Annotated in this window: 15 protein-coding genes; 4 read left to right on the top strand and 11 right to left on the bottom strand. The window is 74.6% G+C overall.

The window, feature by feature from the left end; genetic code table 11:
• Positions 1-2: 2 nt before the first annotated feature.
• From ACSMTC_RS29515 to ACSMTC_RS29535, 5 genes are all read right to left on the bottom strand, one after another.
• Complete coding sequence (locus ACSMTC_RS29515; protein WP_436562768.1) at positions 3-956, bottom strand: L-tyrosine/L-tryptophan isonitrile synthase family protein; 954 nt, start codon at positions 954-956, stop codon at positions 3-5.
• A gap of 85 nt (positions 957-1,041) precedes the next feature.
• Entirely contained in the window at positions 1,042-2,319 is a 1,278-nt protein-coding gene (locus tag ACSMTC_RS29520; protein WP_436562769.1) for a cytochrome P450 family protein, read from the bottom strand.
• 64 nt (positions 2,320-2,383) lie between these two features.
• Positions 2,384-4,240: an asparagine synthase (glutamine-hydrolyzing) gene (gene asnB, locus ACSMTC_RS29525; protein ID WP_436562770.1), complete on the bottom strand. Its 1,857-nt coding sequence runs from the start codon at positions 4,238-4,240 to the stop codon at positions 2,384-2,386.
• A 28-nt stretch (positions 4,241-4,268) separates the two neighbouring features.
• Positions 4,269-5,585, bottom strand: coding sequence for an MFS transporter (locus ACSMTC_RS29530; RefSeq protein WP_436562771.1), 1,317 nt, complete (start codon positions 5,583-5,585; stop codon positions 4,269-4,271).
• A 350-nt stretch (positions 5,586-5,935) separates the two neighbouring features.
• The gene (locus tag ACSMTC_RS29535; RefSeq protein WP_436562772.1) at positions 5,936-6,622 is read right to left on the bottom strand and encodes a sigma-70 family RNA polymerase sigma factor; all 687 of its coding nucleotides are present in this window, start codon (positions 6,620-6,622) and stop codon (positions 5,936-5,938) included.
• 82 nt (positions 6,623-6,704) lie between these two features.
• Here ACSMTC_RS29535 and ACSMTC_RS29540 point away from each other — a divergent pair, with 82 nt between their 5' ends.
• On the top strand, positions 6,705-6,980 hold the full coding sequence (locus ACSMTC_RS29540) for a zf-HC2 domain-containing protein (protein ID WP_436562773.1): 276 nt from the start codon (positions 6,705-6,707) through the stop codon (positions 6,978-6,980).
• Positions 6,981-7,320: 340 nt separating this feature from the next.
• On the opposite strand, the gene ACSMTC_RS29545 is transcribed toward ACSMTC_RS29540, so the two are convergent.
• The 3 genes from ACSMTC_RS29545 to ACSMTC_RS29555 all read right to left on the bottom strand — a co-directional run bounded on the left by ACSMTC_RS29545 (position 7,321) and on the right by ACSMTC_RS29555 (position 9,309).
• Positions 7,321-8,085, bottom strand: a complete 765-nt coding sequence (locus ACSMTC_RS29545) for a hypothetical protein (RefSeq protein ID WP_436562774.1) — start codon at positions 8,083-8,085, stop codon at positions 7,321-7,323.
• A gap of 260 nt (positions 8,086-8,345) precedes the next feature.
• The gene (locus tag ACSMTC_RS29550) at positions 8,346-8,723 is read right to left on the bottom strand and encodes a hypothetical protein (RefSeq protein WP_436562775.1); all 378 of its coding nucleotides are present in this window, start codon (positions 8,721-8,723) and stop codon (positions 8,346-8,348) included.
• Positions 8,724-8,835: 112 nt separating this feature from the next.
• Positions 8,836-9,309, bottom strand: a complete 474-nt coding sequence (locus ACSMTC_RS29555; protein ID WP_436562776.1) for an anti-sigma factor antagonist — start codon at positions 9,307-9,309, stop codon at positions 8,836-8,838.
• A 371-nt stretch (positions 9,310-9,680) separates the two neighbouring features.
• Between ACSMTC_RS29555 and ACSMTC_RS29560 the strand changes: the two genes are divergently transcribed.
• Positions 9,681-10,391, top strand: coding sequence for a transglycosylase SLT domain-containing protein (locus ACSMTC_RS29560; RefSeq protein WP_436562777.1), 711 nt, complete (start codon positions 9,681-9,683; stop codon positions 10,389-10,391).
• 93 nt (positions 10,392-10,484) lie between these two features.
• Here the strand turns inward: ACSMTC_RS29560 and ACSMTC_RS29565 are convergent, their stop codons facing one another.
• Positions 10,485-11,348: a helix-turn-helix transcriptional regulator gene (locus tag ACSMTC_RS29565; RefSeq protein WP_436562778.1), complete on the bottom strand. Its 864-nt coding sequence runs from the start codon at positions 11,346-11,348 to the stop codon at positions 10,485-10,487.
• A 187-nt stretch (positions 11,349-11,535) separates the two neighbouring features.
• On the opposite strand from ACSMTC_RS29565, the gene ACSMTC_RS29570 reads away from it, so the two are divergent.
• Positions 11,536-12,579: an NAD(P)-dependent alcohol dehydrogenase gene (locus tag ACSMTC_RS29570; protein WP_436562779.1), complete on the top strand. Its 1,044-nt coding sequence runs from the start codon at positions 11,536-11,538 to the stop codon at positions 12,577-12,579.
• A gap of 167 nt (positions 12,580-12,746) precedes the next feature.
• Here the strand turns inward: ACSMTC_RS29570 and ACSMTC_RS29575 are convergent, their stop codons facing one another.
• Together ACSMTC_RS29575 and ACSMTC_RS29580 are read right to left on the bottom strand one after the other, a co-directional pair.
• Complete coding sequence (locus tag ACSMTC_RS29575) at positions 12,747-13,610, bottom strand: Fpg/Nei family DNA glycosylase (RefSeq protein WP_436562780.1); 864 nt, start codon at positions 13,608-13,610, stop codon at positions 12,747-12,749.
• Positions 13,611-13,776: 166 nt separating this feature from the next.
• The gene (locus tag ACSMTC_RS29580) at positions 13,777-15,207 is read right to left on the bottom strand and encodes an aminotransferase-like domain-containing protein (protein ID WP_436562781.1); all 1,431 of its coding nucleotides are present in this window, start codon (positions 15,205-15,207) and stop codon (positions 13,777-13,779) included.
• Between ACSMTC_RS29580 and ACSMTC_RS29585 the strand changes: the two genes are divergently transcribed.
• The gene (locus tag ACSMTC_RS29585; protein ID WP_436562782.1) at positions 15,206-16,105 is read left to right on the top strand and encodes a DMT family transporter; all 900 of its coding nucleotides are present in this window, start codon (positions 15,206-15,208) and stop codon (positions 16,103-16,105) included. The genes ACSMTC_RS29580 and ACSMTC_RS29585 overlap by 2 nt on opposite strands.
• The last annotated feature ends 15 nt before the right edge of the window (positions 16,106-16,120 follow it).

Consider the following 16,120-nt stretch of genomic DNA (forward strand, 5'->3'; position numbering starts at 1 on the left):
GCCTAGCGGGCCTCGTAGTGGCTGGGGCGCCCGTCCCGCAGGACCAGCCGGCCGGCCTCTTCGGCGGCCTGGCGCTTGAGCAACTCCCAGCTGCCGTCCGGTCGATGGAGGACGCAGGAGTGCCAGGGGGTGGTCCAGGCGTCGCGTGAGTCGAGCAGCCTGATGCCGAACTTGGCCGCACCGCGCCGCTGCGGGTGGATGGAGAGACGGACCGAGCGCCGGTGGTGGTCGGCGATCAGGTCGCCCCAGGCTCGGCTGCGCTGGATCACCCCGTAGGCGCGCCGGCGGCACTCGCGCTGCAGGGCGGATCTGGAGCCGGGGAAGTCGGCGGTGTCGTCGACCAGGAAGCGGGTGATGCCGCAATAGAGGCGCTCGGCGTCGGCGTCCGAGCGGATCTCGGCGCGCAGCCGCTCCACGGTCGGGGCGTAGCGGGCGTGCACCACGGCGCGCTTCTCGTCGTGCGGCAGGTCGCCGAGGACGTCGCGCAGGTCGAAGACCGAGAGGTGGTGGAACCCCTCACGCCGGATGACGGCCTTCAACTCGTCGGAGTAGGCGTCGATGTGGTCGTCCGGGACACGGATCAGATCACCGAAGACATGGCCGTCGGAGCAGATCACCATCCGGGCGCCGGGCGGGTGGATCTCGCGGACGGCCGCGCACAGCCGGTCCAGGAAGCCGAGCGAGAGCCGTTCGCCCTCGTCCGGGAGGTGGCCGAGCACCTTGGCGGGGTTCGGCGACTTGCACGGGAAGCCGGGCAGGGTGAACACGATCGGATCGCCGACGGCCACGAAGGAGGCCAGTTGGTGCAGTTGGTGCGGAAAGGCCGAGGCCGGCGCGGCCTGCTCGGGGTCGGCGGCCCGGCGGTGCGGCAGCAGCAGCTCCAGGACGGCGGCGCAGGTGCGTTCCACCTGGTCGGAGAAGGGGGCGGGGGCGGCGATGGTGCCGGCGGGCGGCATGCGGTCCTCCGGGAGGGCATGGCGGTAGGACGTCCGGACGCCTGGCTGTGGCGGCACGGACGCGGCGGGAGGGAGGGGAACGGGGTCAGAGGCGTCTGTCGTAGACCACCGGCAGGCGGTTGACGCCACGGGCGAGGACGGCCGGGATCCACTCGATCGCGGCTCCGTCCTCCGCCGGACGCAGGCCTGGCAGCCGGGTGAGCAGGGTGCCGAGGGCGATCTGGAGTTCGGCGCGGGCGAGCGCGGCGCCGGGGCAGAAGTGGATCCCGTGGCCGAAGGACAGATGGGAGTTGGGGGTGCGGTCGAAGTCGAGGGTGTCGGCCTCGGGGAACTGCTCCGGGTCGCGGTTGGCGGCGCAGAGCGAGACGATCACGGAGTCCCCGGCGGGGATCCGGGTGCCGTGCAGCTCGCTGTCCTCGGCGAAGAAGCGCCAGGTGGTCAGCTCGAACGCGCCGTCGTAGCGCAGGAGTTCCTCCACCGCGCGGGGCAGCAGCGCGGGCTCGCGACGCAGCCGGTCCAGCTGCTCGGGGTGGCGCAGCAGGGTCATCAGCATGGTGCTGATCTGGTTGGTGACCGGCTCCTGGCCGGCCACCAGCAGCTGGAAGACCATGGAGTCCAGCTCCTCCTTGCTGAGCTCCCCGCCGTCCCGGGCGGCGACCAGCCGGCTGAGCAGGTCGTCCCCGGCCTGGCTGCGCTTGGTCTCGACCACGTCGGCGATGTAGCCCTGGAGCGCGCGCAGCCGGGCCTCGTAGGCGGGGCGGCCCGGGTCGTTCGGCCCGACCGGCTGCACCACCTTGCCCCAGTCGCGGTCGAAGCGGAGCGCCAGCTCCGGCGGCAGCCCGATGACCTCGGCCAGTACCCGGAACGGGAAGTGGGCGGCGAAACCGCCGATCAGGTCCGCGCCGCCGTGCTCGGGCAGCGCGTCCACCAGGGCGTCGGCCAGTTGCCGGAAGCGCGGCCGGAGCGACTCGATCCGGCGCGGCGCGAAGGCGTCCAGCACCAGGCGGCGCATCGTGGTGTGCTTGGGCGGGTCCTGGTGCAGCAGGTGCACCTGGAGCTGGGAGTGCTGGGGCTCGGGCATGATCGAGGCGAGCTTGCGCCAGCCGTCGTTGCCGAGGGCGTGGTTCTTGCCCAGACGTGGGTCGTTGAGCGCCTGGTGGGCGGCCTGGTAGCCGGTCACCAGCCAGGCGGCTATACCGCTGGGGAACCGTACCCGGTGCACCGGACCGGCCTCGCGCAGCTCGCGGTAGAGCGGGTACGGGTCGCGCTTGTACTCGGGTCCGTACAGGGGAACGGGCTCGGCACCGTGGCCGAGCGGGCAGCGCGGCGGATCGGTGGCACGGCGTGGGTCGGGCGGGGTCATCGGGTCATTCCTTCGGGCGGGGCGGGTCGACGGGCGGGAGGGCGAGGGCCGGCCGGGCCGGAGCTCACAGGGCGAGCGTCGGCCGGTGGTGGTCGAGCCAGAGCGAGAGGTCCACCACCCGTTCCAGGCGCAGGCGCATCCCCCAGGACAGCTGTTCGGGGGCGGCGTCCAGGGCGGGTTTGAGGGCGGCGGCGTCGGCGATCTCGCGTACCGCCGCCAGGTCGAGGGCCGCGCGGGCGAGCCGCTGCAACCCCCGGGTGTACTCGGGGTGGTGGGTGGCCGGGTAGTGGTTCTTGGGGCGGAGCAGTACCGACTGCGGGGCCAGGCCGGCGCCGATGTCGCGCAGCAGGCTCTTCTCCCTGCCGTCGTGGCTCTTCAGCGCCCAGGGCGTGTTGAAGGCGTACTCGGCCAACCGGTGGTCGCAGTAGGGGACTCGGACCTCCAGGCCCTGGGCCATGCTCAACCGGTCCTTGCGGTGGAGCAGTTGGCGCAGCCAGCGGGTCAGCGAGAAGTGCTGCAGCTCGCGCCGGCGCCGCTCCGCCGGGTCCTCGCCGTCCAGGTGCGGGACGGCGGCCAGGGCCTCGCGGTAGGCCGCGTCGCGGAACTCGCCGATCCGCAGCTCGGCGGCGAGTTCGGGGTGCAGCGGCATCGCCGCGGTGTCGCCGGTGACCAACAGCCAGGGGAAGGTCTCGGCGGCGAGCGCGGCCGGGCTGTGGAACCAGGGGTAGCCGCCGAAGACCTCGTCGGCCGCCTCGCCGGAGAGCGCGACGGTCGAGTGCCGGCGGATCTCGCCGAACAGCAGGTAGAGCGAGGTGTCCATGTCCCCGACGCCGATCGGGGAGTCCCGGGCGACCACCACCGCGCGCCGGTGTTCCGGATCGAGCAGTGCGGCAGGGTCGAGGACCACCGTGCTGTGCTCGGTGCCGATGAAGCGGCCCGCCTCGGCGGCGTACGGGGTGTCGTGGCCGGTGCGCAGCACGTCGCCGGTGAAGGACTCGGCCTGGTCGAGGTAGTCGACGGCGTACGAGCGCAGCCGCGCCCGCGGACCCTCGGCGGATCTGAGCTCGTCGGCGGCGAGTGCGGTGACGACGGTCGAGTCGAGGCCGCCGGAGAGCAGGCTGCACAGCGGGACGTCCGCCTCCAGCTGGGTGCGCACCGTGTGGTCGACCAGGAAGCGCACCTGCTCGACGGTCTCGGGGAGGCCGTCGGTGTGCGGGCGGGCGGTCAGCTCCCAGTACCGCCGCTCCCGTACACCGGCGCGGTCCACGACGAGCAGGTGGCCGGGCGGTACCTCGCGCACCCCGGCCCAGAGCGTGGGCCCGGTGCCGAACAGCAGGCTGTAGGCCTCGCGCAGCCCGTCCGCGTCCACCCGGGGGCTCAACTCGGGGTGTGCGAACAGGGCCTTGGGCTCGGAGCCGAAGGCCGCACCGCCGTCGATCCGTGCCCAGAACAGCGGCTTGACGCCCAACCGGTCGCGCACCAGCAGGAGTTGACCGCGGCGCTCGTCCCAGACCGCGAAGGCGTACATGCCCTCCAGCCGGTCGGCGACGCCCTCGCCCCACTGCAGGTAGCCGCGCAGGACCACCTCGGTGTCACTGCGGGTGCGGAACTCGTGCCCGAGCGAACGGAGTTCGGCGCGCAGCCGGTGGTGGTTGTAGACCTCGCCGCTGTAGCTGAGGACGACGTCGGGCCGCTCAGGGCGGTCGGCCATCGGCTGCACACCGCCGGCCAGGTCCAGTACGGAGAGTCTGCGGTGCCCGAGGGCGGCGTGCGCGCCGAGCCAGACGCCGCCGGCGTCGGGGCCGCGCCGGGCCAGGGTGGCGGTCATCTCCTCGATGACCCGGGCGTGCCCGGCGGTGCGCGGGCCGTGGTCGTCCTGCGGGCCGGGGCGGAAGGCCGCCCAGCCGGTGATGCCGCACATACGGCTGCTCCTTGATACGAGTCGGGGGTCAGATCGGGCGCCGGCCGGGCCGGAGCAGCAGGGCGGTCGCGGTACCGGCGCAGGCCGCGGCCAGTGCCAGCCCGGCCCGTACGCCGCCGCGGTCACAGCCGCCGAGCGCCCAGACGGCGGTGGCCAGCGCGGGACCGAGGGTGAACCCGAGGCTGCGGGCGAGCTGCACGGCGGATCCCGCCGTGGCCATCCGCTCCGGCGGTGCGGCGCTCAGCACCAGGGCCTGCACCGGACCGCCGTACAGCCCGGTGCCGAATCCGGCGAGGGCCAGCCGCCAGGCGAGGTCGGCGGGTGTCCAGCCCTCGCCGAGCGGTACGAGCAGCAGCAGGCCGAGGGCGGTCAGCGCGGCCCCGCCGACCGCCGGGGTCCGGGCGTCGAAGCGGTCGGCGAGCCGGCCGCCCAGCGGCCCGGCCAGGCCCATGGCGGCCGGGAAGCAGAGCAGGGTCAGGCCCGTCGTGGTGGCGCTCGCGGCGTCGTCCCGTTGGAGGTGGAGCGCGATCAGGTAGTGCATCGCGGCGAAGCCCGCCGCCAGCGCCAGTACGGCGGCGTTGACCCCGTGAGTACCCGCCTCCCGCAGCACGGCGGCGACCTGTCGACCGCCCGGCCGGCGCAGCCAGCGGGCGGCGAGCGGTACGGCGGGCAGGGCCAGCAGCAGCCAGAGCGGCGAGTCGGGGGAGAGGCTGAGCGCCAGCAGTACGGCGGCCACGGCACCGCCGACCAGGCCGGCGTCGGCGAGGGTGCCCCGCTCGGGCGGGCGCAGCGATCCGTCGGCCGGGGCGCGGCGACGGACGATCAGCAGCGCGGCCAGGCAGACCGGGAGCTTGACCAGGAAGATCGCCCGCCAGCCGAGGTGGTCCAGCAGCAGCCCGCCGAGAGCCGGTCCGGTCACCGCGCCGAGCGGCCCGAGGGTCGCGGGCACGCTCATCGCCCGGCCGCGCAGCTCGGGGCGGACCGACCGGGCGGCCAGCACCGGCATCAGCACGAACAGCGCCGCGCCGAAGGTCCCCTGCACCAGCCGGGCCGCGATCAGCCAGAGCGCCGAGGGCGCCGCCGCGGCGGCCAGGCTGCCCAGCGCGAAGCCGCCGATCGAGCAGAGCAGCGCGGGCCGGAGCCCCACCCGGTCCAGCCACCGGCCGGCGGGCAGCAGCAGGGCGACCACGGGCAGTTGGTACCCGAGCACGGCCCACTGGGCGGTCTCCACGGACACCCCGAAGCCGCGGGAGAGCGCCGAGACGGCGAGGGTGACGATGTTCATGTCGAGCATCGCCACGAAGGACAGCAGACCGGCGACGACCACCAGGCTCCACCGGTCCACCGTCGGCGGCGTGACGGCTGCGCCCGGGGCCGGACCGTTCCCGGCGGACCGGCGCGGACCCGGGACCGGATGGGCTTCCGGTTCTCGTGGCGTCAACTGCGGGTCCCTCCCTCCACGGTGACGGACGCCGTCGGGCGACGGCGTCCGTCACAGCAGTCGGGTGGCCGCCGCCGCGGGTTCCCGAACAGACTGCTGATTTTCGGGACGGCCGGCGGGGCGGCGGCGGGGCGGTGGCGGGACCGGCCGATGGGACGGCCGACAGCGGTGGCGGGACCGGCCGGTGGGGTACCGCCGCCAGCCCGCCAGCCCGCCAGCCCGCCAGCCCGCCAGCCCGCCAGCCCGTCAGCCCGTCAGCCTGCCAGCGCCGGGGAGCGCTCCCGTCCGGGCCACGGCGTCCGCCCGGTGACCTGCCGCGCCCCCGCCGCGCAGCGCGCGGCCGGAGCGCTCACCGGCCCGGCCGCGGGCCCGACCGCGGGGCCGCTCGGGCTCCAGTCGCCGTCCGCCGAGCGCAGCAGCGCCACCAGTTCGTCCCGTGCCCGCGCGACCCTGGACCGTACGGTTCCCACCGGGCAGCCGGACACCGCCGCCGCCTCGGCATAGCTGAGCCCTACGACCTGGGTCAGGACGAAGGCCTCCCGCCGGGGCGCGGGCACCCGGTCCAGCAGGTCGCTCAGCACCACCTCGTTCTCGAACCGCGGTACCTCGTGGGGCCGTTGCTGCTGCTCGGCGGCGGCCTGCCAGTCCTGCACCGCCGCGTACTGCGGCCGGGCCGCCGCGCTGCGGTAGCGGTCCACCACCACCCGGCGGGCGATCGACAGCAGCCAGGTCCGGGCGGAGGAGCGCCCGGCGAAGCCGGGCAGGCTGCGCAGTGCCCGCAGGAAGGTCTCCTGGGCGAGGTCGTCCGCCGACTGGACGTCGGTGAGGTGTGCGACGAACCGCCAGACATCCCGTTGGGTGGCCCGGACGAAGGCCTCGATGTCGGCGGGGCGGCCGCTGCGCGCGCGCAGGGCCAGGGCCGTCAGCTGCTCGTCATCCACGGTGCGCCCCCGGCTCCTCGGCCCGGGCGGCGGCGCGGGTCGGCGCCGCCGGGGACTCCGGCGCTACCGCACACACGGTCGGGTGCGAGACCATGGCGGCATGATCTGCGCCGAGTACCGAACCGCGATGTCCGCCCGCCTCGACGGTGAGCGTACGACCGTCGTGGTCGGCGGCGAGGCCCTGGCCGGGCACGGGGAGCGGTGCGCCGACTGCCGCGACTGGCTGGCGGCGGCCCGCGGGCTGCGGGCGCTGACGGCCGGGGCGCCGGGTCCGTCCCCGGAGTGGTCCGCCGGGCTGGTGGACCGGCTGCTCGACCGGCTCGCCGCCGACGGCGGCGAGGACGCCCGGACGGCGTGAGGGCGCCGCCGGCCTGGCGGCGCGGGCGCGGAGGGATGCGGCGGGGTGCTGGCCGCCTACGGGATGTCCTGAGGTCATGGCATGTCCTGAGGGCAGGGAGTGGCTGCGGCACCACGCTCGGGTGGTACCGCCAGGTGAGCGCCCGTCACCACGGCGCGCCGGAGACCCGCCGCCGGAAGGGGCGGAGCCGGAACGGGCGCCCTGGGCGGCTGCCCGGGCACGGTCGTCGTCCGTCGCGGTGGTACGGGCCGGCCCTCGTGTCCGTCCCGGTCCGGGACGGCGTACGCAGGGCGACCTGCCCGCCGCTGCCGAGCGGACGCCGGTTCGGACGTCTCCGGGCTCAGGCGAGGCGGGCGCTGGGTACGGCGAGGACGGCCGGCGGCCCGCGCCGGACGAGGGCGTGCGTGAGCAGCACCGACCTGAGCTGCCCGGTCCGACGGAGCGTCGGAAGACCGGGGACGGACGGCTCCGGGCTGCCCGGTACGAACAGCAGGAGCAGCGGTACCAGGACGTCCGCCAGGGTCCGCACCAGCTCGAACAGACCGGCCACCGCGGCCTCGCCGCGCCAGAGCAGCAGCGCGCAGGCGAGGCCCGCGAGCAGGTGGGCGATGAACATGCCCGTCGAGAGCCCGTGCGCCATCGGCATTCCGGACATCGGCGCACCGGGCATCGGCATGCCGGGCATCGACCCCGTCATGCCGGCGGCCGACAGGGCGTCAGGGTCGAGGCCCGCCGTGCGCGCCAGCTCCAGGGGCTGCACCCCGGCGGGGACGCCGTCCGAGGTGCAGAGCAGCAGCCGGGTCCAGTCGAGCGCTCCGTGCGCCCGTCCGGCCGTACCGGCGGCACCCGCGCCCATCGGCGAGCCGTACTCGAAGAGCAGGTGCAGGAAGGTCTGGGCGGCGACCATCCACAGACTGATCACGGCCGGTCCGCGGCGCCGCCCGGCCAGCAGCCAGGTGACCGCGGCCGTTCCGGCGAACGCGGCGAGCAGTACCCACCCGGAGATCCCGGCCGTGGACATGCTGAGGTGCGCGGTGGCGGACACCGCCACGCACAGGGTGGCGAAGACCGCGGCGCGGATGGTGCGGAGCTGCCAGGTCGTCACGATGCCGACCATCGTCGCATCCGCCGGCCCCGGCCGTCCGACCGCCTCCGGGTTGTCGGACACGCCCCGGGTCGGCGCCCGGCAGGCGGCGGGGGTGCGGACGGGCACGCCGGGCTGCCCGGACCCCTGTTCCGGGCAGCCCGAAAAGGCCGTGTCCGACCGGGCTCGGACGCGTTCCGTACGTGGATGTCTTCAGTACCCGAACGGATTCGGTGTCCGGAGGTGCCCGGCGGCGGGAGGCCCCTCAGCGGCGGGAGGCGTCACAACCCGAGGGGCTCGTGCCGGACCGCCGCCGGATGCTGGTGGGACGGCAGCTGGTGCGAGGTCACGGGGATCGGCGGCGCGAAGTGGCGTTCGGGCCGGTGCAGTGTCGGATCGCCGGTGACACCGGTACGCGGCCTGGCCGCATCGTTGCCAGGGAGCGGGATGAGCCGGCGGGCGGCGAGGTGGCCGACCCAGTGGCGGTGGCACTCGGGGCAGGCGGGCGCGCCGTCGGCGGAGTAGGGGGAGGCGACGGGGATGCCGTCGTGGGAGAAGTACTCCCAGTCGGCGCCGTCGTCGTCACGGTAGTGCTGCACGTCGTAGTCCGCGCTCCAGGCGTGCCAGCAGTGCCCGCAGGTGAATTCGACTCGTTCCACAGCAAGTTCGGTGATCATGGCGCCTGCCTTTCCGAGGGCGGTTCGGCGGTGGCGGCTCGGGGTCGGGGCTCGCGGGGCCGCTACGCGAGCTGGGCGGTGGGTGCCGGGGGCGCTACGCGAGCTGGGCGGGTACCGGGGGTGGTGCCGGCGGAGGCTCGGTGACGGCTGCCGGTGCCAGGGCGGCGCCGGGTCCGCCCGGCGGGAGCGGTAGGAGCGAGCCGGGCCGCGGCAGGAGATCGGCGACGGCCGCGCGGGCGGCATCGTGGACCGTCGGGAACACCGGCAGCAGCCGGTCGAGACCGGTCAGCCGCAGCAGCCGCAGCACCCGGCCCTCGGGTACCACCAGGCAGAACCGTCCGCCGTGGCGCCGCGCGGTCCGGTAGGCGTCGATGAGCGCGGACGCGCCGCAGGCGTCGCAGAAGTCGAGCTCGGACAGATCGGCGATCACCCGGGCCCGCGGGCCGCGCCGGGCGAGGACCCCGCTGACCTGCTGGCGCAGCTGCTCCGCGGTGGCGATGTCGAGTTCGCCCGCCACGTGCACCACCGACCAGCCGTCCTCCCGGTGTGATGACAGCTGCAGATACATGACCTGCCCTCCCGGCTCGAAGCTCCGCGGATCCTTCGGGGGAGTCTGCGGACGCTGCTGGGTGCGGGGCCTTTCTCCGCTGCGCGCGGCCTTCCGACCAAAACCGGATATATCGGTCATATAACCCAAACGGTGCACCCTTGACAAGGGCCTGGCCCGCTCCGGTCCGGATCCGTGGGGCGGGCCCTGGCCGCTCGCGATCGCCGCCGCCCCCGCTGCCACCGGCATCGCCTTGCCGAACCGCCGTGACCCGGGCTGACCCGGGCTGAACCGGGTCTGCCGGCCGGGTCCGTCCGGGGCCGGTCCGCCCGCCCGGGACGGGTCCGGCACCATGGCGGCCGGTGGTGCGTTGGCAGCGGGGGAGGCAACTGATGAGTGGACGCACCGGGGTCACCCGGCTACTGGTCGCGGCGGGGGCCGCGCTGGTGATCTGGCTGCTGGTACGCGGCGGGCACGAGCCGGGTCGGCCCGTGCCGGAGCAGGCGTCCCGGCAGCCGGCGGCAGGAGCGAGCGCCTCCGCGCGGCCGACGGAGGACGGGAGCACGTCCCCGGCGCCCGCCGAGCCGTCCACCCCCGCTACGGGCAGCGGTGCCTACGATCCCGCGAACTTCGCCGAGCAGGTCCGCACCTTCGCACACCCGGCCGAGGTCAGTCCGCAGCTGCTGATGGCGATCCTCTACAACGAGTCGTACAAACCGCACGATCCCGCGCTGGAGCGCGCCTGGCAGCGGATCAAACCGGACTCCGCCTTCGGGATCGCCAACATGCACCGGGCCGCCTTCGACGACACCAAGCAGGGCCGGGACTTCGCCGGCCGCAGCTGGGAGGAGCTGCCCGACCACCCGGATCTCGCCATCGAGGCGGCGGCCTGGTACCTGCACGACCTGGCCGCACAGCTCCCGTCCCACTGGTCCGGGCCGTACACCAGGGACGAGCTGCTGGCCCTGGGCTACAACGCCGGGGCCGGGAACATGCTGGCCTTCGCCCGTGGAGCGACCCTCGGCACGCTGTCCCGGTCCTACCTGGACCGGCTGCACGACAACTGGGCCAAGGCGGGCCAGGCCGTGGGCTCCGGGCAGTAGCCCGGACCGTGCGGCCGCCCCCGGTCGCCCCGTGCGGTCCCCTGCGCTCCCGGCCGGCCGGCGGCGCCGGACCGTGCGGCCCCGGTGCCGGGCTCAGTCCGCCAGGCTGCCCGCGAGAAGGCTGCTGCGGCGCGCGAGGATCCGCAGCGCGGCCTCCGAGGGGGAGCCCGCCTCCACGGTGTGCATCAGCAGGGACTGGTCCGGGTCGTCCGGCAGCCGCAGCGTCTCGTAGGAGACGGTGAACTCGCCCACCGCCGGGTGGCGCATCCGGTGCGTGCCGTGCGTCTTGTCCCGGACCTCCTGGTCCGCCCACAGCCGCCGGAAGTCCGCACTCTCCTCGGACAGTTGGCCGATCAGCAGGGCGAAGTCCGGATCGCACGGGTGCCGCCCGGCGTCCATCCGCAGATAGGCGACCAGGTCGCGGGCCTTGGCCTCCCAGTCCGTGAACCGGCTCCGGGCCTGAGGGTGGCAGAACACCAGCCAGGCGAGATTGCGCTGCTCGGGCGGGAGCTCGGCGAGATCCACCATCATCGCGGCGAACATCTCGTTCCAGGCCAGGATGTCCGTCCGGCGCCCGACGACGTAGGCGGGCACCTCCGCCACCGACTCCAGCAGCCGCAGCAGCCCGGGGCGCACCACCTGCGTCTCCGCAGAGGCGTAGTGGTGCCCGTCGACGGCGTGCGGCCGGGCCAGCCGGAACAGGTGGGCGCGCTCGTCGTGGTCCAGCCGCAGGGCCCCGGCCACGGCGTCGATCACCGCGTCCGAGACGTTCTCGGTCCGGCCCTGCTCGAACCGTACGTAGTAGTCCACGCTGACCCCGGCGAGCTGGGCCAGCTCCTCCCGGCGCAGACCGGGCACCCGTCGGCGCTCACCGTACTGCTGCAGTCCCGCCTGCTGGGGCTTCAGCCTCGCCCGGCGGGAGCGCAGGAAGCTGCTCAGCTCAGCTCGATTACCCATGCCCCGATCCTAAAGGGGGTTCTGCCGGGCCCAGGTTCGCCGGACCCAGGTCCGGTGGTTCCCAGGAAGGATCCGGCCCTGGGAGGGGTCCGTCGAGCCGTGCAGGATAGGGACCGACAACGAAATCGAGACGGGCACCGGGACCGGAACCAGCCGCAGAGCCCGGGCCAGCAGAGGACCAGCAGACATGACCACCACCGTCGCCGCCTACGCCGCACCCGCCCCCAAGGCACCGCTGGAGCGCACCACCATCACACGCCGCGCGGTCGGCGAGCACGACGTTCTGATCGAGATCAAGTTCGCGGGTATCTGCCACTCCGACATCCACCAGGTCAACGAGGACTGGGGGCAGTCACCCTTCCCGATGGTCCCCGGCCACGAGATCGCCGGAATCGTCACCGAGGTCGGCTCCGGCGTCACCCGCCACGCGGTCGGCGACCGGGTCGGCGTCGGCTGCTTCGTCGACTCCTGCCGCGAGTGCGCCAACTGCCTGGCCGGCATGGAGCAGTACTGCAAGAACGGGACGCCCACCTACCCGGCCGGCCACGACGGGCAGCCCACCTACGGCGGCTACAGCACCCACATCGTGGTCGACGAGAACTACGTGCTGCGCATCCCCGAGGGCATCGGCCTCGACGTCGCCGCGCCGCTGCTCTGCGCCGGGGTCACCCTCTACTCCCCGCTCAGCCACTGGCAGGCCGGCCCCGGCAAGAAGGTCGCCATCGTGGGCCTGGGCGGCCTCGGGCACATGGGCGTGAAGATCGCCAAGGCGATGGGCGCAGAGGTGACCGTGCTCAGCCAGAGCCTGCGCAAGCAGGAGGACGGCCTGCGACTGGGGGCCGACCACTTCCACGCCACCTCCGACCCGGCCACCTTCACCGAGCTCGCCGGCACCTTCGACCTGATCGTCAGCACCGTCTCGGCCCCCGTCGACCTGGACGCCTACCTCGGCCTGCTCGCGGTCGACGGCACCCTGGTCAACGTCGGTGTTCCGGCCGAGCCCAACTCGATCCGCATGTTCTCCCTGATCATGGGCCGCAAGTCGCTGGCCGGCTCGATGATCGGCAGCATCCGGGAGACCCAGGACATGCTCGACTTCTGCGCCGCCCACGGCTTCGGCGCCGAGATCGAGACGATCGGCGTCGAGCAGATCAACGACGCCTACAAGCGCGTGCTCGACAGCGACGTCCGCTACCGCTTCGTGATCGACATCGCCACCTTCGCGGCCTGACGGCCGCCGGGGCCAGGACGGCCCGCCGGCCCCGACGATGGGGTCGGCGGGCCGTCAGCCCTTCCGCCGACTCCCGCCCGGGGGTGGGTAGTTGTGCTCAGGGAGCACTACTCCCTTCCGGGGAAACCCGGTTGCGCACCTGGACGGCTACTCCCGTCCGGGAGCGGCTACTTGAGCAGGCGGGACAGCCGCCGGTCGGCGAGGACGCGGCCGCCCGTCTGGCAGGTGGGGCAGTACTGCAGCGACTTGTCGGCGAAGTTCACCGACCGGACGGTGCTCCCGCAGCGCGGACAGGGCTCGCCGGCCCGGCCGTGGACGGCGAGAGCGGCCTTCTTCTCCGCCTTCAGGGCGTCGGCCGGGGCGGCGTGCGCCTCGGCCACCGCCGTCCGCAGCACCTCGCGGATCGCCCGGTACAGCCGTGTGCGCTGCTCCTCGTCCAGTGCGGCGGCGGTCGCGTACGGCGAGAGGCGGGCCGAGTGCAGGATCTCGTCGGAGTAGGCGTTGCCGATCCCGGCGAGGACGGACTGGTCGGTGAGGAAGGTCTTGAGCCGCCGGCGGGAACGCGAGGCGAGCTCGGTCAGGACGGCCGGGGTGAAGGCCGCGCCGAGCGGGTCGGCACCGAGCCCGCTGATACCCGGCACCAGCTTCGGGTCGGTGACCACATAGGCGGCGAGCCGCTTGGTGGTGCCCTGTTCGGTGATGTCGAACCCGGAGCCGTCGTCGAGCACCAGCCGGAGGGCGAGCGGGCCGCGCCCGGGGCGGACCGGCTTGGGCGGAAACGAGCTCCGGTGCCGGATCCAGCCCGCCCGGTCGAGGTGCAGGACCAGATGGGGCCCACCCGCCGTCCGCACGTCGAGGAACTTGCCGTATCTGCCCACCCCTTCGACGGCCAGCCCCTCCAGAGCGCTCACCGGCGGATCGAAGGTCTTGAGGACCTGGACGGAGAGCACCTGTACGCGCGCGACGGTCCGGCCGGCGAACGCCTCGGCCATCCGCTCGGCCAGGGCCTGCACCTCGGGCAGTTCCGGCACACCGCCAGTCTGGCCCGCTCCGCCCGCACCCGGCATCTCCTCGGGGCGCGGGCCGCGACGCGAAGGGCGGCCGCCCCGGACCGGACCGGGAGGCGCGACCGGAGCAGGAAAGGCGACCGGACCGGGCAACGCGGGCCGCGACCCGTCCCCGGGCACCGGCCTTCCCTCAGCCGAAGGCTTCACGCAGGCGGGCGATGCCCTCGGCGACGTGGGACGGGCCAGGCGCGCAGGCGTAGCCGATCCTCAGGTGCGGGGCCGGGGCCTCGGCGACGAAGTACGGGCGGCCGGGGCTGACCGCGACCCCCGCGCGCAGCGCGGCGGTGGTGAGGGCGGCCTCGTCGGAGCCGTCGGGCAGCCGAAGCCAGAGGTGGTATCCGCCGTACGGGATCTGCGGGCCGAGCAGCGCGGGCAGCTGCTCGTGGAGCGCGGTGACGGCGGCCCTGCGCCGTTCCAGCAGCGCACCGGAGAGGTCGCGCAGATGGCGGGCCCAGGCAGGGGAGCCGACCAGTTCGAGCGCGGCCTCCTGGAGCGGACGCGGGACGAAGAAGCTGTCCACCGCCTGGACCGAGCGCAGCCGGTCCAGCGCCGGGCCCCAGGCGGTGAGCGCGCCGACCCGCAGGTTGGGGGAGGCCGCCTTGGTGAGCGAGCGGACGTGGACCACCACGCCGTCCGGGTCGTCGGCGGCGAGCGGCAGCGGTGGGGCGGGCGCGTCGGCGTGGACCAGGTGCCGGGCGAAGTCGTCCTCGATCACGAAGGCCCCGGCGCTGCGGGCGATCCGCAGTACCTCCCGGCGTCGCTCGGCCGAGAGCACCGTGCCGGTCGGGTTCTGGAACAGCGGCTGGCACACGAAGGCGCGGGCGCCGCTGGCCGCGAAGGCGTCGGCGAGCAGGTCGGTCCGTACGCCGTCGCCGTCCACCGGCACCGGGACCGGGCGGAGCCCGGCGGCGCGGGCAACCGCGATCAGGCCGGGATAGGTCGGGGACTCGATGAGCACCGGGGTGCCCGGTGGGACCAGCGAGCACATCGCGGTGGTCAGGGCGCTCTGCCCGCCCGCCGTGATCAGGACGTCGGAGGCGGTGAGGTCTCCGCCGGGACCCGCGATGTCCTGGGCGAACCAGGCCCGCAGCTCCGGTAGGCCCTCGATCGGCGGCCGTCCCCAGGCGCCGGGCCGGCGGCCCGCCCTGGCGAGCGCGCCGGCCAGCGCGCGTTCGGGCTGCAGCGAGGAGTGCAGGTAGCCGCTGTTGAGGTCCAGCACGTCCGCCGGGGGCAGGGCGAGCGCGTTGAGCACTCCGGTGGCGTCGGTGCTGCGGGCCGGGGCGCGGCCGGCCTCGGCGCTGAGTGCGACCTCCTGCCAGGAGACGTCCCGGGGCGCGGCGGAGGCGGAGTGCGGTTCGGCTCGGAAGACCCCGGCGCCCGGCCGGGTGACCACCAGCCCTTCGGCGGCCAGCCGGGCGATCGCCCGGGAGACCGTCACCGGACTCACCTGGTGACGATCCACCAGGGCCCGGCTGGACGGGAGCTTCTCCCCGATCGAGTAGCGCTTCAGCTCGTGCCGGAGCACCGCCGCGAGTTCTGCCTCACTGCTACGCTCATTCATGACAGTGCAGAATAGCGCTACTGCCCCACGTGCGATAGCGGTCGGCAGCGGCACCACCCTCGCCGCCCTCGGCGTCCTCTCCTTCTCCTTCACCTTCCCGTCCACCGCCTGGACCTTGCAGGGCTTCGGGCCGTGGACGGCGGTCGGGCTGCGGGGCGTCCTCGCCGCCGTCGTGGCCGGGCTCTGCCTCGCGGTCGGCCGGGTGCCGCTGCCGTCCCGGCGGCAGTGGCCCGGCCTGATCGTGGTGGCGCTCGGCTGCGTCATCGGGTTTCCGCTGCTCTCCACGCTGGCGCTGCAGGCCTCCTCGACCGCCCACTCGGCCGTGGTGGTCGGTCTGCTGCCGCTCGTCACGGCCGCGTTCGCCGCGCTGCGCGGTAGCGGTCCCCGGCCCGGCCCGGCGTTCTGGTGCGCCTCCCTGGCGGGTGCGGCGGCGGTGCTGGCCTTCATCCTGGTGCAGAGCCACGGCGGGCTGAGCCTGGCCGACCTCTACCTGTTCACCGCGCTGCTGATCTGTGCGGCCGGGTACGCCGAGGGCGGCCGACTGGCCCGGGAGATGCCGGGCTGGCAGGTGATCGGCTGGGCGGTGCTGGCCGCGCTGCCGGTGACCGCGGTGACCGCGGTCACCGCGCTCGGCGCCGAACCGGTCCACCTGACCGCCCACGCGGTGGCGGGGCTGGCCTACCAGGGGGCGGTGTCCCAGTTCGGCGGCTTCGTCCTGTGGTACCGGGGGATGGCGGCGATCGGGGTGCCGAAAGCCAGTCAGCTCCAGCTCGCCCAGCCACTGCTGACCCTGGTCTGGGCGGTGCTGGTGCTGGGCGAGTCGCTCTCACCGCTGGCCCCGGTCACGGCGCTGGCGGTGCTCTGCTGCATCGCGGTCACCCAGCGGGCGCGTGGCTGACCGCAGCCGACCGCG

It is taken from the genome of Kitasatospora sp. HPM-01-4, assembly GCF_051374625.1.
Lineage (GTDB): Bacteria > Actinomycetota > Actinomycetes > Streptomycetales > Streptomycetaceae > Kitasatospora.

Bases quoted from the DNA above. Each gene is read 5' to 3' on its own strand.
- asnB (WP_436562770.1), bottom strand. From the start codon at position 4,240: ATGTGCGGCATCACCGGCTGGGCGGCCTTCCGCCCCGGCCCGCAGGAC.
- ACSMTC_RS29515 (WP_436562768.1), bottom strand. From the start codon at position 956: ATGCCGCCCGCCGGCACCATCGCCGCCCCCGCCCCCTTCTCCGACCAG.
- ACSMTC_RS29520 (WP_436562769.1), bottom strand. From the start codon at position 2,319: ATGACCCCGCCCGACCCACGCCGTGCCACCGATCCGCCGCGCTGCCCG.
- ACSMTC_RS29585 (WP_436562782.1), top strand. From the start codon at position 15,206: ATGACAGTGCAGAATAGCGCTACTGCCCCACGTGCGATAGCGGTCGGC.
- ACSMTC_RS29560 (WP_436562777.1), top strand. From the start codon at position 9,681: ATGAGTGGACGCACCGGGGTCACCCGGCTACTGGTCGCGGCGGGGGCC.
- ACSMTC_RS29570 (WP_436562779.1), top strand. From the start codon at position 11,536: ATGACCACCACCGTCGCCGCCTACGCCGCACCCGCCCCCAAGGCACCG.
- ACSMTC_RS29580 (WP_436562781.1), bottom strand. From the start codon at position 15,207: ATGAATGAGCGTAGCAGTGAGGCAGAACTCGCGGCGGTGCTCCGGCAC.
- ACSMTC_RS29565 (WP_436562778.1), bottom strand. From the start codon at position 11,348: ATGGGTAATCGAGCTGAGCTGAGCAGCTTCCTGCGCTCCCGCCGGGCG.
- ACSMTC_RS29555 (WP_436562776.1), bottom strand. From the start codon at position 9,309: ATGTATCTGCAGCTGTCATCACACCGGGAGGACGGCTGGTCGGTGGTG.